Here is a 15,556-nt window from a genome sequence, read left to right on the forward strand (position 1 = left end):
TTAATTGATATTGAGGAGTTTTATGTGTTAAAAATGTTACTTAACAGATTGGCTAGACTGACGCTCTCATTCACTGATTAGTAACGTCGATTGTCACAGCTTGAAATAGCTTAACGCGGATACCGAATGTGTTGATGGCTTTTGAGTTGGCAGTAAAATTGGCATCACTTCTGCATATTTAGATGAGTCAAATTTCGATTTAAATACTTGGGGAAGTAGGATGGGAACCTCAGGCTTCTGCTTCCGATCGGAAGCAGACGGCTTAGCTGCTTCATTACCATCGGTAATTGCCTTAACGGGGGCTGGCATCACCATCACTTTGATGGGACTGACAGATGGCTGTTGCTGATTGAGCTTTTCCATTAAGTCAGGAATGTGGTGGCTTAATCGATCGATCTTTTCGTGCAGTAATACCACATCGTGAGCCGCTTTGAGATTAACTTGATGATTGTAGAGATTTTGTTCGCGTTCGTCATCCGACTGGCGGTTTTGACTCATTAACACAATCGGTGCAGTGTAAGCAGAGGCAAAAGAGAATACTAAGTTGAGCAGGATGAAGGGCTGCTGATCCCAGTGAGGAAGGCCCGGTGTCAGGTTCGCGCCCACCCACCCGGCGAGGACTACTGTCTGTCCAATCAAAAACGGCCACGAACCCACTTTCGCTGCTAGGGTATCTGCTAAAAGCTGTCCGCGAGTTAAGGCTTTTTCCTCTGGTTTTTGAAGGGTAAGCTGTAAAGGCATTTGATGGCTGGCGGTTTTCACTTTTGCATTAACGCTTTTGGATTGAGTGGATTTCATGGCAAACCTCACGGGTGAATGTCTAGTTGAAGCTGACTGGTTAATGTTCGCTTGTGTTTTTCTTTGATGGCTTTACTTTAGTCAACCTCCACTCATAAGAGCAAATGTTCTTTTTTATCAAATCAATCACTTCAATTTATAGACTTGTTGGGAAATAGGAGAGAATAGGAAGAACGAGACAGGGTGAGGGGAATGCTCAACATCGAACGTACACGCTCACCTTGACCGATTCCTACGGGCGATGACCGAATTAAACCAGAAAGCCTTTGATGCCCTCTTGCGGCGCCTTGAGCGCGGTGTATGAGCCGGCGCTTGTTCCAGCAACCCCGTCAGCGTGCCAGGGGAGGTGGAGGTAAAGCGCGTTTACGCAGTTGCGGGCTTGGGAAAAAATAAAGTCCCAGGCACAATAGAGGAGAGGCAATGCCACCATTGGCGATTGCCTCTCCTCTAAACATCACAAAAAAGCTAGAAGATGCTCAGTGATAATCATTCGCGACATTCCTCGATGCAGCCCAAAACTTAACGGGAAGTCGCAAACGAGACTTCATGGCGAAAGTCGCCCCAGACTACTTGGGAGGGTGATCCCGTCAAGCCGAAACGATGTTTGGCGGGAGTCGTCATAGTGTGGAACTCGGATTGCAAAAGTCGGCGAAGGGGGATTCTGTATAGTCAGGACTTACGCAGGCACACTAAATATTGTGCCGAAAAAGATTGATGGCGTTGGGTTCTCGCCCCTGCTCGCGTTTTTTCTGCGACAAGCACGCGTTTCATGTAGCCCCAACCGTTGCGGAAGAAGACCTCTAGAATTTCTCCTTTGCCAGAAGTGTTTTTAACTAGGCTAAACAAGGGGCTTCCGGGTCGATCGGGTTTAAGGGCAATATAACTACTAGCATAGGGCTGTTAACCAAGCTGACCAGTGTCTTGAGGAATAACTTGGGGGAAAGGGTGCGATTCCCTACGGGATAGCTTCGCTTCACGAATTTTCGGGGAGGGAGGGGGGTGCGATCGGGCTATTGCTATTATTCCTGATGGTACTATAGACTCTATGGTTGTGAGTTTTATAAATGGTATGTTACGCAAAAGTATCGGGCTTTCGTATTGTTGACGCTTAAATTATTTTACTTTATTAGAAATTAGGTGAACCTATGAGTATTCAACTTGTATCAGCCAATATAAAAAACTTTAAGAGCTTAGGTGATGTCAAGCTTAATTTTAGAGATTTAACGATTCTAGTAGGCTGCAATTCTAGCGGAAAATCTAACTCTTTAGCAGCATTAGCTCTTATAAGTTATATGCTTAAAGCTGGTTCTCCCCCCCCTGCTGAAGTTATGCAAAAATTTTTAAAATTTGGGGTAAAAGAAAATTTGGCTTTTTCTATTACCGTCAAAGAAAAAAGAAAAACAGCAGAATATACTGTAGCTGTGGATCTTGGAGCCGGAAAACCTTTTTATTCTCAAGAAACACTTTGTATCGGTAAAACTAAAGTAATAGACATCAAAAATGGCGAAGGTAAAGTCAAAGATGAAAATGGTAGAAATCCTCAAACCTATCAATCCAAAGCTGGTTATTTAGCCTTAAAATCTGCTGGCGATTTTGGAGACAAACCATTTACTTCAAGACTATCAGAATTTATTAGAAATTGGGACTTCTACGATCTCGATCCTGAATTGATGAGAGGCAGCTCCATGTTTGTAATTGGTAGCAATATTCCGATTACACAAGAAAACATTCCCAGTCTGGACAGCAGAGGTAGGGAAATTCAAGATGTTTTACAATACTGGGCTGAAAATAAGCCAGAAAAGTTTCAATTAATCAGTCAAGAACTTGATAGTTGTATGGGTATCAGGTTAAAGTTAGTCCCCGAAAAAGAAGAGAAAATTGTTAAAGTCTTGGAAAAAGATAGATTAGAGGTTCCCTTGTCCAATATGTCAGATGGCACTCTCAGAATTATAGCTTATTATACACTACTTTATGAAGATAAGCTACCTACCCTGATTGGTATTGAAGAGCCAGAACGAAATCTGCATCCGGGAATTTTAAGAGATGTTGCATCTGTAGTACAAAGACTGTCTAAAAAGACACAAGTAATTATTACAACTCATAGTTCTCAATTACTTGACTGTTTCAATTTGGAGGAAATAAATTCTGATGTTTCTGTAATTCTCCTCAGCAACAGGGATGGCTTTGGAACACAAGCATTTCTCCTAGATGAGTTAGGTAAACGTCGGGAGGATTTATCTGAATGGATGAGAGACTTTGGAGTAGGCAGTGCAGTTTATCACAGTCATCTATTACAAGAAATTTTAGAACAATAGTATGAATAATATTCTGATCTGGACTCCCGAGTCAGATTTTGATAGTAAAACTGTTTGCTGTATAGCTCAGAAGATTGTTAAATACTATGACTCCAATATAAATGTTTTGACCAGTTCTAAAGAAGCTTTCAATCAAGCAATACGAAAACAAGGAGGAGATGGCTTAAAAAACGCAGTTGATATTTATCTTAAAAACAGCGAATTAGTAATATTTTTGCTTGATGCAGATGGGGTACAATCTGAAGCTCAACGATTGCAAGAACCTAACTCTCTCATTAACCGAATTAAGAAAGTTGTAGAACAATCTCAAGGTAAAGCTTTGTTAATACTCATACGTCAAGAACTTGAGGCTTGGTTATTAGTTGACTGTCTTGGCATTTGTTGCTACTTTACAAAAAATCTCGGAACTAGAAGCGATCCAAAATGGGAAAAGTTTGCTAAAAAATATCAAAAAGGTGAAACACACTTAATAACAGAATCTGAACCGGGAGGAAAAAATGCTAAGGAGTATTTAATCAAGTTTTCTAAAGATATTGTAAAAAAAATAAATCCTAAACTTAAAGATAGAGATTTAGAAAAGCAGCAATATTATGAGCATGACTCAGAGAAAGTTGCAGATAAACTAGAGATTAACCATCAAACGATCGCCCGAAATAACTCATTAAGTCAATTTGCTCAGCATTTCAAGAAGAAAGTAGATTCTAGTGAATAAGCGGGTTTTTAAGTAGGCTAAGTCCAGAAGTTCGTAGTAAGGACTTTAGTCCTTGCGTCCCCGTTGGGTAAGAAAGGACTGAAGTCCTTACTACGAAACAGTTTTTTTAGTTTTGTGTCTGCCCTTACAATAAATCTTTCAACTTCTCATCTTCTCCCAACACCTTAATTACCTGTTTAATCTCCTGCGTCCTGTCCTTTTTCACAATCAAAGTTACGTTGCCATCTCTGACAACTACGACATCTTCTAAACCAATGGTGACAATCACCTCGTTCTCATCCGCTGCATAGAAAATGCCGCCTTTGGTGTCAATTCCGACGTGTTTTGCTAATTCCACATTGGGCTTGTCTCCCTGCAGCAAACGACCGATCGCATTCCAATCTCCCAAATCGTCCCAGCTAAAGCCTACAGGCAGAACACAGGCTTTTTGCGTCTTCTCCATCAGCGCGTAATCGATGCTAATTTTGGGTAATTCTGAGTACGCCTGCGCGCCTTTTGCCTCCAAAGCTGCCATCATTTCCGGTACATGATTTCGCAATTCTGTCAAGACTGTTCCGACTCGAAAGACAAAAATTCCGCCGTTCCAACTAAACTTGCCGCTGGCTACAAATTCTTCAGCAGTTGTGCGATCGGGCTTTTCTGTAAACCTCGCCACCCGATAGGCCGGAAAACCCCCAAAACTGCCGATTTCCTCGCCTTGTTCGATGTAGCCGTAACCGGTGGAAGCATAACTCGGTTTTACTCCCAAAGTGGCGATCGCATCCTGATTTTTCGCCAACTCGGCCGCCGCCTCCAAAGTCTTGACAAACTCCTGTGGTTCCCCAATCCAGTGATCAGCCGGGAAAAAACCAACCACCGCATCCTCACCGTAACGCTTCGCAGTTTCTATAGCAGTCCAGGCCACCGCCGGCGCCGTATCCCGACCCTCCGGTTCCGCCAGCAAATTCTCAGGAGGCAGCAGCGGCAACTGTTCGCGGACTCCCGCCGCCAACATTTCCGACGTTACCACCCACAAATCGTCCCAACCGTTACCTAATGTTAATAGTCGATCGGCAGTAGCCTGCAACAAACTCTTGCCGCTACCGTCTAGACTCAAAAACTGCTTGGGCCGCTGTTTGCGACTCAGCGGCCAGAAACGTTCGCCTTTACCGCCGGCGAGAATTACGGGAATTAAGGTTTTGGTCATGATTTGAAGTTAAACGGTTCTGATCTATTTTGCCTGACACTTGAGGGATTGAAACGGTCGTGATATAATTGATCGAACTAATTAATTGTTGGCAGCGTGGCGTTAACGCGCTACGTTTTTTATTTAGTAGGAATTTAAAAAATGCCTAGGAGGGATTTTGGGTGATCTTGTCAATCCAATTAGCATAAAACGATACCCGCGTGTCGCCGGAAATTTCCCCGAAACTGCCATTGTCGTCAATTTTATCAATATCGGCGATGTTTGTTTTGAAAAATCCCCGATCGCTATAACCCCAAGAACTAATCCCCGCAATCTTCCCGCCGACAAACGAAGGCCCGCCCGAATCTCCGCTAGCCGTAGCTATCTCATTTTTCCCCAAACCTCGATCGCGCAACTTCGGAAAATGCCTCCCCAAAGTATCGCGTTCCGCACTTCCATCGTCAAAATCAAAGATTAATTGACTTCCCAAAACCAAATCGGACATATCTGATTCTGTAGCATCTTTCAAAACATCAATTAAAGCATCATAGCGATTCTGTCCGCTATATCTTTTTGCCTCAGAATTAGAATTTTCATCTTGTCCCTTTGCACCTAAACCTATATATCCGTATCCCACCTTTGTCAATACTTTGCCGACTTCATTCTTGTTTCTATTTATATCGTATTGTTCAATACTTTTTGGTGGAACCCTTTTCAGTTTTAAAATAGCAATATCGTTGCCAACTTCTGACTCATAACCATTCCAACCCGGATGAATATAATAATTGCTAACAGAGATCCTAACTTCACCGCTAGGCAATTTAAAATTTGCTTTAATTGCCGTTTCTGCAGGAACCTTGACTCCGCCTCCGTTGAGACAGTGGGCGGCCGTGAGAACGTACAATCCTCCTGTTAGCAGCGAACCCGTACATTGAGTGGGTTCGAGATAGGCGACGCCTGTATATTGATTGAAAGCTAAAGGTTTGCGGGAACTGCTGTCACCAAAAGCACTAATTATTGCTCGCCCGATTTCTGCTGTTTCTAAAACGAACAATACAGTCAAAACTGCCATTAATAAAACTTTGATTGCTGACTTCATTTTTGATGTTGAATTGAGTGAATAGCTGTTAGATAAAATCCGGTACTATTGGAATTAATGTTACCCACAATCAGGATACGGCAGTGCAGTTTCCATACAATTAATCCGGGTAGGGACACGGCAGTGCCGTGTCCTCTTATTGCAATATTTTACTTCGACAATTCGACGTTAAGTTCGTTCACGACACGGCGTTTGAGTGGGAGGGATTTTTCTCTTGGCAGCAAGTCAAATACTTTCCGAAAAGCATCATCTACCTGTTCAAACGGTATTTGTCCTTTTTCGTTAAAAACTACTTTTCCCGATTGGTCGAGGATAACAGTTTGAGGTACGAAACCTTCGTAATAATGGCTCGGTTCGGTGAGCTTGGGTGACGGTTGCGGAGGCAAAGAGTCAATTGTTACGGGGATAAAATCGGCTTCGCGGCCGTAAAATTCCTGGAGTTGAGAGACGACGATCGCGTATTGCTTGGAGTCGCTGCTGTCGTCAGTGTAAAACACTAACAATACGGGTTTATGGCGTTTGAAAGAATCTGCAATCTTGACTTTAGGAGGAACTAGGGAACCGTTGCCTGCATAAAGGGCATAGATAGTGCCGTCATAGCGATCGTCTGTGAGAGTTGCGAAGGCTGGTGGCGTGCCGGTTAGCAGTATCAAGTTAAGTGCGATCGCCACTGTTAAAAGACTGGCTGACAAGATTCGCCGCAGCAAGCCCAGGCCAGAAGCAGCAGTAACAATTGATTTTTTTTTGTCTGGAAATATCATAGGTTGTTGGCAGTTGCTGTAAGCTGGCGAAATCCGATGCAAAAACTTTCCTAATTTTATCACCCCAATGTAGGCAAATGTTGTTGAGTAGGTTAAAGTAGTTTCGGATCGACTATCAGAGTTTGCTTGTTGTAGCGATCGACACGGTGATTCAACTGACGGAAGATTACCGTTTGCGATCGGCTTTTCAGGGGCGGGCTGGAAGTGTCCGCGCCACAATAAAATTTATTTTTGGTGGGGTGGGCTTCTAGCTTCCCAGAAGGGTGCAAAATCTTAGATTCAACTGATTACTAGAAACTGACAACTGGGAATTCACAACTAATGATAGCTTTGCTTGAGGTACTCCTCGCCCAAACGCCCGCGGCTGATGTTTCCGGGCCCGCTCAAATCAATCTGGTGCAGGCCATTGTTTTAGGAATTGTACAAGGATTAACAGAGTTTTTGCCCATCAGCAGCAGCGCTCATTTGAAGGTAGTGCCGATCGCCCTGGGATGGGGCGATCCGGGGGTTGCTTATACTGCTGTAATTCAGTTGGGCAGTATTGTCGCAGTGCTTTGGTATTTCTGGAAAGACTTGACAACTATAACTTTTGGTGCTGTAGATGCTGTGGTGCGCCGCGACTACGAATCGCAAGAGTTTCGGATCGCATTGGGGATTGCTTTGGGAACAATACCTGTAATCTTTTTTGGGCTGCTAATCAAGATATTGGTTCCAGATTTTGACAAGTCGCCCCTGAGAAGTTTGGGTGCGATCGCCATTGCTTCGATTGTCATGTCGCTGCTGTTAGCAATAGCAGAAAAAATTGGCAAGCGCAATCGCACTTATGAAAAGTTAACTGTTCAAGACGGTATTTTGATGGGATTAGCTCAAGCAATGGCATTGATTCCGGGGTGTTCGCGATCGGGTTCTACCCTAACAGCAGGATTGTTTATGGGATTAGAAAGACCCGCGGCCGCGCGGTTTTCTTTTTTATTGGGAATTCCTGCCATTACTCTGGCTGGATTAGTGGAATTGAAGGGTGCTTTGGGAGAAGGAATCGGCGATGCTGGAGTTGCAGCTTTGATCGTAGGAACGATTTCAGCATTGGTGTTTTCTTATTTGTCGATCGCGTGGCTGATGAAGTTCCTGCAAACTCAAAATACGTGGGTGTTTGTGTGGTACAGGTTGGCTTTTGGCGTGGCGATTTTGACCGCGCTTGCAGGTGGGGCAGTGAACAATATTTAAAAAGTAAATCCGAGAGCAGTAGGAGCGACATAAGTCGCTCTAAACTCGGTAGAATTAAGAACTATAACGCCGAATTACAAAATTATTATGAATGAATGAAAGTCGGCAACCTCAACAGCAAGAGAATCTATTCATGCAGTCTAAAATAAATTCAGATCGGACGATTTAGATAAAATGTGCGCGCGTGCCGTTAAGGAGGAAGGCGAAGGATTTGTCAACCCCTTTTTTTCTGGAATTTGAGCTTACCACTTTTCTTTTATTTACACAACTCTTTCAGACGCGCTAGAGTAACGAAAAATACAAAAAAAATTAAACTATCTGATGCTGATAATGTTTAATTAGATCCTCAAATTCTTAAAGAAGCCGGGACTCTGGGTATTCTATTTTTTAGCGATTAGTAGTGCGAGCGACCTTTGGGGAGTTTTTGCAGTTTATTGAAGTTTCCTCAGATTGTTAATGGCTTTTTCATAGTTATTCTGATCGCCTTGCTGCTGAAATAAATCTGCTGCTTTCTGAAAGTCTTGAATCGCCCCGGGTTTGTCTCCCTCTTTAGCGCGGGCAAGTCCCCGGCTCAAGTAGGCACCGGCTAAGTTAGGATCGATTCGCAAAGCTGCGTTGTAATCGGCTACAGCACTTTGCGTGTCTCCTAAACGAAAGCGGGTAACGCCCCGGTTTAAGTAGGCACCGGCCAAGTTAGGATTAATTTGCAAAGCTCGATCGTAATCGGCTACAGCACCCTGGCTGTCTCCTAAATCATCGCGGGCATTCCCCCGGTTGATGTACGCTTGGGCATATTTAGGATTGATTCGCACAGCTTCGTTAAAATCGGCTACAGCACCCTGGTTGTCTCCTGAAACATAACGGATATTCCCCCGGTGGTAGTAAGCAAGAGCATCGTTAGGATTAATTTGTAAAACTTGGTTGAAATCCGCGATCGCACCTTCCTTGTCTCCTAAACTATAGCGGGCAAGTCCCCGGTTGCCGTAGGCTTGGGATAAGTTAGGATTAATTCGCAAAGCTTCGTTGAAATCGGCTACAGCACCCTGGCTATCTCCTAATTGAGAGCGCACCATTCCCCGGTTGTTGTAGGCAGAGGCATAGTTAGGATTAATTCGCAAAGCTTCGGTGTAATCGGCTACAGCACCCTTGTTGTCTCCCAAACGATAGCGGGTAACTCCCCGGTTGTAGTAGGCTGAGGAATCGTTGGGATTAATTCGTAAAGCTGCGTTGTAATCGGCGAGTGCACCTTGGCTGTCTCCTGAGTCATCGCGGGCATTTCCCCGGCTGGTGTAGGCTTCTACATAGTTAGGATTAATTCGCAAAGCTTCGTTGAAATCCGCTATAGCACCCTTATTGTCTCCTAAAATATAGCGGGCATTTCCCCGGCTGTTGTAGGCTTCTGCATAATTAGGATTAAGCACGATGGCTTGAGTGTAAGCGGCTATAGCGCCTTGATAATCTCCTTTTTCATATTTTTCCTCACCCTGAATAAAGAAATCCTCAGCTTTTTCCCCTGCCGCCAAATCTGAGTTGCCCATCTTAGCAACGCTGTACTTTTGCCTGTTGGTAAACTCTACAACTGTTAAGTCAACTTTTGGCAGTTTTTTCAAGGTAGCCTCAGCATCACTCCCCTGTTTTAGAGTGAATCGCAAAGTCCTATTCGTACAAGTATCCTCTTGATTAACACCAGCGCACACCACGGGTTCTGCATTCAGAATCCTAGTGTTAATATATTTGAGAGTACCATTGCCGAACAACCTATTATTTCCCGCACGGCTGGGTTGACAAAAGAGCGCTGTTGTGCTGGCAGAAACAACTAACCCTGTGAGGAGTCCCGTCAAAATTTTGAGTTTCATAAATACATATTTTTGATACATCCTCTCACAGCCAAGCTAAATTCACAACCCAGAACTGATCCTGATTGTAAAGGCGATCGACTTTAGCAAACTGCTATGCTAAAGAGAGAAAACTAACACTGCCATCAATCTCAAAATGCTACTTGTTCCTACGGCTGAACCAATTCCGCTGGTGGCTGATGCAAACGGTGTGATTCGCGTTAGCAGAACCCGCGTCACCCTAGATACACTCATTACAGCTTTTCTTGAAGGATGCACAGCAGAAGAAATCAGGGAACAGTACCCGTGTCTTCAACTTTCCGATATTTATTTTGCGCTCGGCTACTACTTGCGACACCAATCCGAAGTTAACGCTTATCTGATGGAACGTCAACGTCTTGCCGCAGAAGTTCAGCAGGAAGCAGAAAGGCGTTTTAACCCAGTTGGAATACGCGATCGCCTATTAGCAAGACGCAACCAAAAAGGGTAGTTTTATATGCTGCGATTCTTGGCAGACGAGAACTTTAACAATCAGATTGTCCGAGGTATTCTGCGGCGGAATCCCGACGTTGATATTGTCCGCGTTCAAGATATGGGGTCGATCGAAGCAGACGACCCAACTGTCTTAGAATGGGCAGCGCTGCAAGGGCGCGCGGTACTAACTCACGATGTAGCAACGATGACCGACTTCGCCTATGAGCGAATGCAAGCAGGTCTTGCAATGCCTGGGTTATTTTAAGTCAGTCGCCGTGTTTCCGTAGGTTTGGCGATCGAGGAAATTTTGCTAATATCTGAGTGCAGTCTGGAAGGAGAATGGGAAGGGCAAGTGCGATTTTTACCTTTACGCTAAGGAGCTTAGCAAACTATGTCAATACCGAAAAAAGGAACCAGAAAAATAATTGTTGATGGGCAGCCTTTCATCTGGCTAATCCGAAGACAAGCTACTTATACACAATCATGCTACGCTGGCGGAAATATTCATGTTGGTGTCGAACACGCTGAAAAACAGGGTTCGGTGTTAGTTCTCCTCACCGATCGACCTCATCCTCAAGGTTTGACTCCAACTAACGAAGTGAAACCAGTAACACCCTCTGATGCAGCACAATGGATACGCCAAGCGGTGCAAGTTGGATGGCAGCCTCAGCTTCCTGGAATAACTTTTGAGGTGCGGATTGCAGGACTGTTTATGGAAAAAATATAATGCTGTATATTTAGCAACCCGACAAGTCAATTCTGTTAAAAACAATTCACTCGCCTAGACTGGCAGAAGCGATCGCCCGATCGCTTCTGTCAGTCTAGACAAGTTAAACTGTAAACATTCTCCGCTAACAAATAACCAATAACCAATAACCAATAACCAATAACCAATAATCATGAGCGAATTATCAACCCGTCTGGCCCTAATTAGCAAAGTCATCCCCGACAGCATCGCCGCCGAAATGGGATTTGAAGCCGGCTATGCCATCGTTGCCGTCAACGGCCAAAATCCCCGCGATTTAATTGACTATCAATTCCTGTGCGCCGATGAATTTGTAGAACTAGAAGTATTAGACAGTAAAGGCAAAACTCACAAGTTAGAAATCGAAAAAGAGTACGACGAAGATTTAGGATTGGAATTTGCAACAGCCGTTTTTGATGGGATCATTCAGTGCAACAACCGCTGTTCTTTTTGCTTCATCGACCAGCAGCCACCGGGAAAGCGTGAAACTCTGTATATCAAGGATGATGACTACCGCCTCAGCTTCCTTTACGGTAGCTATCTCACTCTCACCAATCTGAGTCAAAAAGAGTGGGACAGAATAGAACAAATGCGGCTTTCTCCTCTCTATGTTTCGGTGCACGCTACGGAACCGGAAGTACGAATTCGCTTGCTAAAAAATCTCCGGGCTGGGAAGATTTTAGAACAAATCAAATGGTTTCAAGAACGCCGCTTGCAAATTCACGCTCAAGTAGTTGTTTGTCCCGGTATTAATGATGGCGAACATTTAGAACGCACTTTGTTAGATTTGGCAAAGTTTCATACCGGAAATATTCCCGCTGTAGCATCGGTGGCTGTAGTGCCCGTGGGTTTAACTCGCTTTCGCCCAGCCGAAGATGAATTAATTGCAGTAACTGCGGAAAAAGCGCGAGAAGTAATCGAGCAAGTGCAGAAAATTCAAGTGCTTTTGAGGAAGGGTAAAGGTGGCGAAAAGGCAAAGAAAAAGAATTCAAAATTGCACTGTATTTGGCTGGCTGACGAGTGGTTTTTAATAGCTGGTTTAGATTTGCCGTCGGCTGCAGATTACGAAGATTATCCCCAAATTGGTAACGGTGTGGGTTCGATCCGCCAGTTTATCCAGCAGTTTGAAACGGCTTTGGAAAAGCTGCAACCGATGCAAGTCGAGCCTGCGCGAAAGTTGGTTTGGGTGGTGGGGAATGCTGTGGAAAAAGCTTTTGAGCCGATCGTACAACAACTAAACCAAATTCCCGGCTTGTCCGTCAACATGGCAGCTCTGTGCAGCCGCTACTGGGGACAAACTATCACTGTCACGGGTTTGCTGACCGGGCAAGATTTGCTGGAAGCTTTGCAGGGGCGAGACTTGGGAGATGGCATCCTGCTGCCGTCGGTGATGCTAAAACAGGGGGAACCTCGTTTTCTAGACGACATGACCCTCGAACAGCTCGCCAGCTTGCTGAAAACCCGGATTTTGCCGGTTAGCGGAGTAGAGGAACTAATCTCGGCGGCGATCGGTCTGGCAACTGCTGAAGTTAAATTCTAAATTTTGAATCGAACATTCAAAAGTTAAGATGAGTAGGGTAATTGTGACTTGTAACCGTCGAGTTCAGGCTACAGACTAGAAACTTGAGACCTCAATCTTGCTCTAAAATTGTCTCTAGGATTGCAGAGTAATTAAAAAATTATGCGTGTTTTTCGTCAAATCATCGTAGTCGGAGTGGGCGCTGCAATTACTTTCAGCAACGCCGCACAGAGTGCTTCAGCACAGCCTCCGGCTCAATCTCAGGACAGTTTGGCCTTTAGCAATCAGCTCGAATTAGGGCAGAATATTCGATCGACCTCGAACACAGCGCCAGAATCAGCCTCAGATCCCGAACAGTCGATCGCCCTTAACCCGCCAACCTCCGAGTCTCAGCAGCAATCGGCAGCGAAGATCGCATCAACTCCCCCAACCGAGTCCGAGCAAGCATCAAAGCCTCAACAGGCTGCTCCGGCTTCCCCATCAACTCTGTCTCAGGGCGGTTCGACACCTATAAGAGGGTTGGAACCGACAGACGCTCAGCAGCCTTCCCCGAACCGCCTCAACAATGTTCCAGTGCCGAGTTCCCCGGTACCAATTCTCCGGGGTACGCCGAACGAAAGTTTCCCCGCTCTCCCTCCGAGGGGCATTTTAGACACCAAGCCTCCGGCTTCCCTGGAACCCAACCCGAATCCGCTGCAGTTTCCGACAAACCCGGAGGATGTCAGGATCGAGCAAACAGAGTCAATTACTTTGCAGCAGGCGATCGACCTCGCGCGCCGCAACAGCCAAGTTTTGCAAATCGCCGGACAGCAAGTGGAACAAAGCAGATCCGCTTTGCGCGAACAGCAAGCTGCTCTTTATCCCGACCTGAATTTTCAAATGGATGCCAGCCGTTCTGTGAGTGCCGGCGGAGAACTCGGAATCCGGGCTCAGCAGCGCCAGTTAAACTCTCGGGCTAACGGAACCGGGCAGCCCGCCCCCCAAGCCGGCACAAATTTCGGCAGCAACAGTCTCAACAGCACTTTGCAGTTGAGCTATGACATCGATTTGTTCGGAAGGCGGGGCGCTAACATCCGCGCGGCAGAGGAACAGTTGCGCCTTCGGGAACTAGATGTGGAACGCCAAGCCGAGCAACTCCGCTTCGACACTGCTGAGGCTTACTACAACTTGCAAAACTCCGACGGACAAGTTGCCATCCGCCAAGCTTCCGTGAGAAATGCCCAGCAAAGTTTGCGGGATGCCGAAGCTTTGGAACGGGCCGGGGTGGGAACCCGGTTTGCTGTGTTGCAGGCTCAGGCAAATTTGGCTAACGAACAGCAACAACTGTCAGTTGCCCGTCGCGACCAGCGAGTTGCCCAGCGCCGTCTGGCTGAGATTTTGAATATCAGCCAGTCGGCGAACTTGACAGCGGCTGACCCGGTAGAGCAAGCCGGCTCTTGGAGGCTGTCTTTGGAAGAGAGTATCGTGCAGGCTTTTAGGAACCGCCCCGAGTTGGAACAGCAGTTGGTGCAGAGGGATATCAGCAAGCAGCAGAGGCGATCGATTCAGGCGGGGCGTTTGCCTCAACTGAGCGTTGGGGGTAGTTACAACGTACTGGGACAAGACCCTGATAACCCGAACCCGTATGCTGCTCGCGGCTGGGCAGATGGGTATTCGATCCGGGCGAGTCTGACTTGGAGTATCTTCGACGGGGGCGCGGCGAACGCCAGGGTGAAACAGCGGGAGGCTGATATTACGATCGCCGAAAGTCGATTCGACCAACTCCGCAACCAGGTGCGTCGGGAAGTGGAACAAGCTTATTTTGGCTTGGAGTCGAGTTTTGAGAATATCGAAACTTCTGAGGCGGGAGTTTTGCAGTCAAGGGAAGCTCTGCGTCTGGCGAGACTGCGGTTTCAAGCTGGCGTGGGTACTCAGACGGATGTGATTCAGGCGGAAACTGATTTGACTAGGGCTGAGAGAAACCGATTGTCAGCAATTGTCACCTACAACCTGGGGCTTTCGTCTCTTCAGCGGGCTGTGAGCAATCTTCCCACTAATAACCTCTCGGATGCTCCTTGAGATTGGGTTGGGACAATTCCCTACGGGATAGCTACGCACGCGCGTCCTTTAATCACGAAGGCAATTAGACATCGGGTATTAAATGTCCGACACATTAGTTAATATTTTGTAATAGAGTTCCATGTCAACTGCGTTAAGGAATCGGCAATGGCCAATATCAAGTTTGTGAAGGAAAATCAGGAAGTCATCGCAGCAGACGGAGCGAATTTGAGGCTCAAAGCTCTAGAAAACCGCATCGATTTGTACACGTTTTCGGGAAAGATGATGAATTGCGGGGGCATAGGTCAATGCGGCACCTGCATTGTGGAAATTGTCGAGGGAAGTGAAAATCTGTCGCCCCGCACTGATTTTGAAAACCGCAAGCTCAAGAAAAAGCCCGAAAACTATCGGTTGGCTTGTCAAGCTACGGTCAACGGCCAGGTCAGCGTGAAGACTAAGCCCTAACTGCCAGTGGGCATTGGGCATTGGGCATTGGGCATTGGGCATTGGGCATTGGGCAAAAGGAAATAAAAATTCTTGGATTCTGAATTTTGATTTTTTACCTATTCCACAGTCTAGTGCTGGCTTCTGCTGTATTCAAGTTTGCGTTCTACCTTTGAGTGATATCCTAGTTGTGTGTGTTTTTCCATTTTCCGATAGAGGCGAGCGTCTTCATGGAAGTTAACGATTTAGGGTTTGTGGCAACCATTCTTTTTGTATTGGTTCCCAGTGTTTTTCTAATCATTCTGTACATTCAAACAGCTAGCCGTCAAGGTAGAAAAGATTAGCAACTGCTGCTATTTCTGTCTGGCTTTGCTGCTTGCAAAAAAAAGCGCCAACAGCTTTTTGCTGAGGCGCTTTTTTTGTTAACT

Annotated in this window: 16 protein-coding genes; 11 read left to right on the forward strand and 5 right to left on the reverse strand. The window is 45.7% G+C overall.

Annotation, left to right across the window (positions count from 1 at the left end):
• Window positions 1-93 precede the first annotated feature (93 nt).
• Window positions 94-798, reverse strand: a complete 705-nt coding sequence (locus QUA78_RS03940) for a DUF1003 domain-containing protein (protein ID WP_333299743.1) — start codon at window positions 796-798, stop codon at window positions 94-96.
• Between the two features lie 1,145 nt (window positions 799-1,943).
• Between QUA78_RS03940 and QUA78_RS03945 the strand changes: the two genes are divergently transcribed.
• Both QUA78_RS03945 and QUA78_RS03950 read left to right on the forward strand, forming a co-directional pair.
• A complete protein-coding gene (locus tag QUA78_RS03945; protein ID WP_333299742.1) occupies window positions 1,944-3,113 on the forward strand; it encodes an AAA family ATPase in 1,170 nt (389 codons plus the stop codon).
• Window position 3,114: 1 nt separating this feature from the next.
• A complete protein-coding gene (locus QUA78_RS03950; protein WP_333299741.1) occupies window positions 3,115-3,825 on the forward strand; it encodes a hypothetical protein in 711 nt (236 codons plus the stop codon).
• 124 nt (window positions 3,826-3,949) lie between these two features.
• Here QUA78_RS03950 and QUA78_RS03955 read toward each other — a convergent pair whose 3' ends face one another.
• The 3 genes from QUA78_RS03955 to QUA78_RS03965 all read right to left on the reverse strand — a co-directional run bounded on the left by QUA78_RS03955 (window position 3,950) and on the right by QUA78_RS03965 (window position 6,850).
• The gene (locus QUA78_RS03955; RefSeq protein ID WP_333299740.1) at window positions 3,950-5,011 is read right to left on the reverse strand and encodes a mannose-1-phosphate guanylyltransferase; all 1,062 of its coding nucleotides are present in this window, start codon (window positions 5,009-5,011) and stop codon (window positions 3,950-3,952) included.
• A 145-nt stretch (window positions 5,012-5,156) separates the two neighbouring features.
• Window positions 5,157-6,089, reverse strand: a complete 933-nt coding sequence (locus QUA78_RS03960; RefSeq protein ID WP_333299739.1) for a trypsin-like serine protease — start codon at window positions 6,087-6,089, stop codon at window positions 5,157-5,159.
• 149 nt (window positions 6,090-6,238) lie between these two features.
• Window positions 6,239-6,850 carry a thylakoid membrane photosystem I accumulation factor gene (locus tag QUA78_RS03965; protein ID WP_333299738.1) on the reverse strand — a complete coding sequence of 204 codons (612 nt, stop codon included), beginning with the start codon at window positions 6,848-6,850 and terminating at the stop codon, window positions 6,239-6,241.
• Between the two features lie 122 nt (window positions 6,851-6,972).
• On the opposite strand from QUA78_RS03965, the gene QUA78_RS03970 reads away from it, so the two are divergent.
• Window positions 6,973-7,101, forward strand: coding sequence for a hypothetical protein (locus QUA78_RS03970; RefSeq protein ID WP_333299737.1), 129 nt, complete (start codon window positions 6,973-6,975; stop codon window positions 7,099-7,101).
• Between the two features lie 70 nt (window positions 7,102-7,171).
• Entirely contained in the window at window positions 7,172-8,074 is a 903-nt protein-coding gene (locus QUA78_RS03975) for an undecaprenyl-diphosphate phosphatase (RefSeq protein ID WP_333299736.1), read from the forward strand.
• A gap of 431 nt (window positions 8,075-8,505) precedes the next feature.
• Here the strand turns inward: QUA78_RS03975 and QUA78_RS03980 are convergent, their stop codons facing one another.
• Window positions 8,506-9,930: a tetratricopeptide repeat protein gene (locus QUA78_RS03980; protein ID WP_333299735.1), complete on the reverse strand. Its 1,425-nt coding sequence runs from the start codon at window positions 9,928-9,930 to the stop codon at window positions 8,506-8,508.
• 136 nt (window positions 9,931-10,066) lie between these two features.
• On the opposite strand from QUA78_RS03980, the gene QUA78_RS03985 reads away from it, so the two are divergent.
• The 7 genes from QUA78_RS03985 to psbM all read left to right on the forward strand — a co-directional run bounded on the left by QUA78_RS03985 (window position 10,067) and on the right by psbM (window position 15,472).
• Window positions 10,067-10,399 (forward strand): DUF433 domain-containing protein, encoded by a 333-nt coding sequence (locus QUA78_RS03985; protein ID WP_333299734.1) that lies wholly within the window; start codon window positions 10,067-10,069, stop codon window positions 10,397-10,399.
• Between the two features lie 6 nt (window positions 10,400-10,405).
• Window positions 10,406-10,648: a DUF5615 family PIN-like protein gene (locus QUA78_RS03990; RefSeq protein WP_333299733.1), complete on the forward strand. Its 243-nt coding sequence runs from the start codon at window positions 10,406-10,408 to the stop codon at window positions 10,646-10,648.
• Window positions 10,649-10,774: 126 nt separating this feature from the next.
• A complete protein-coding gene (locus tag QUA78_RS03995) occupies window positions 10,775-11,110 on the forward strand; it encodes a hypothetical protein (RefSeq protein WP_333299732.1) in 336 nt (111 codons plus the stop codon).
• Between the two features lie 172 nt (window positions 11,111-11,282).
• Complete coding sequence (locus QUA78_RS04000; RefSeq protein ID WP_333299731.1) at window positions 11,283-12,668, forward strand: TIGR03279 family radical SAM protein; 1,386 nt, start codon at window positions 11,283-11,285, stop codon at window positions 12,666-12,668.
• A gap of 141 nt (window positions 12,669-12,809) precedes the next feature.
• A complete protein-coding gene (locus tag QUA78_RS04005) occupies window positions 12,810-14,705 on the forward strand; it encodes a TolC family protein (protein WP_333299730.1) in 1,896 nt (631 codons plus the stop codon).
• A 147-nt stretch (window positions 14,706-14,852) separates the two neighbouring features.
• Window positions 14,853-15,149: a 2Fe-2S iron-sulfur cluster-binding protein gene (locus QUA78_RS04010; RefSeq protein WP_333299729.1), complete on the forward strand. Its 297-nt coding sequence runs from the start codon at window positions 14,853-14,855 to the stop codon at window positions 15,147-15,149.
• Between the two features lie 209 nt (window positions 15,150-15,358).
• Window positions 15,359-15,472, forward strand: a complete 114-nt coding sequence (gene psbM, locus QUA78_RS04015) for a photosystem II reaction center protein PsbM (RefSeq protein ID WP_015177760.1) — start codon at window positions 15,359-15,361, stop codon at window positions 15,470-15,472.
• Window positions 15,473-15,556: the final 84 nt, after the last annotated feature.

The organism is Microcoleus sp. K4-B3 (assembly GCF_036704615.1).
Lineage (GTDB): Bacteria > Cyanobacteriota > Cyanobacteriia > Cyanobacteriales > Microcoleaceae > Microcoleus.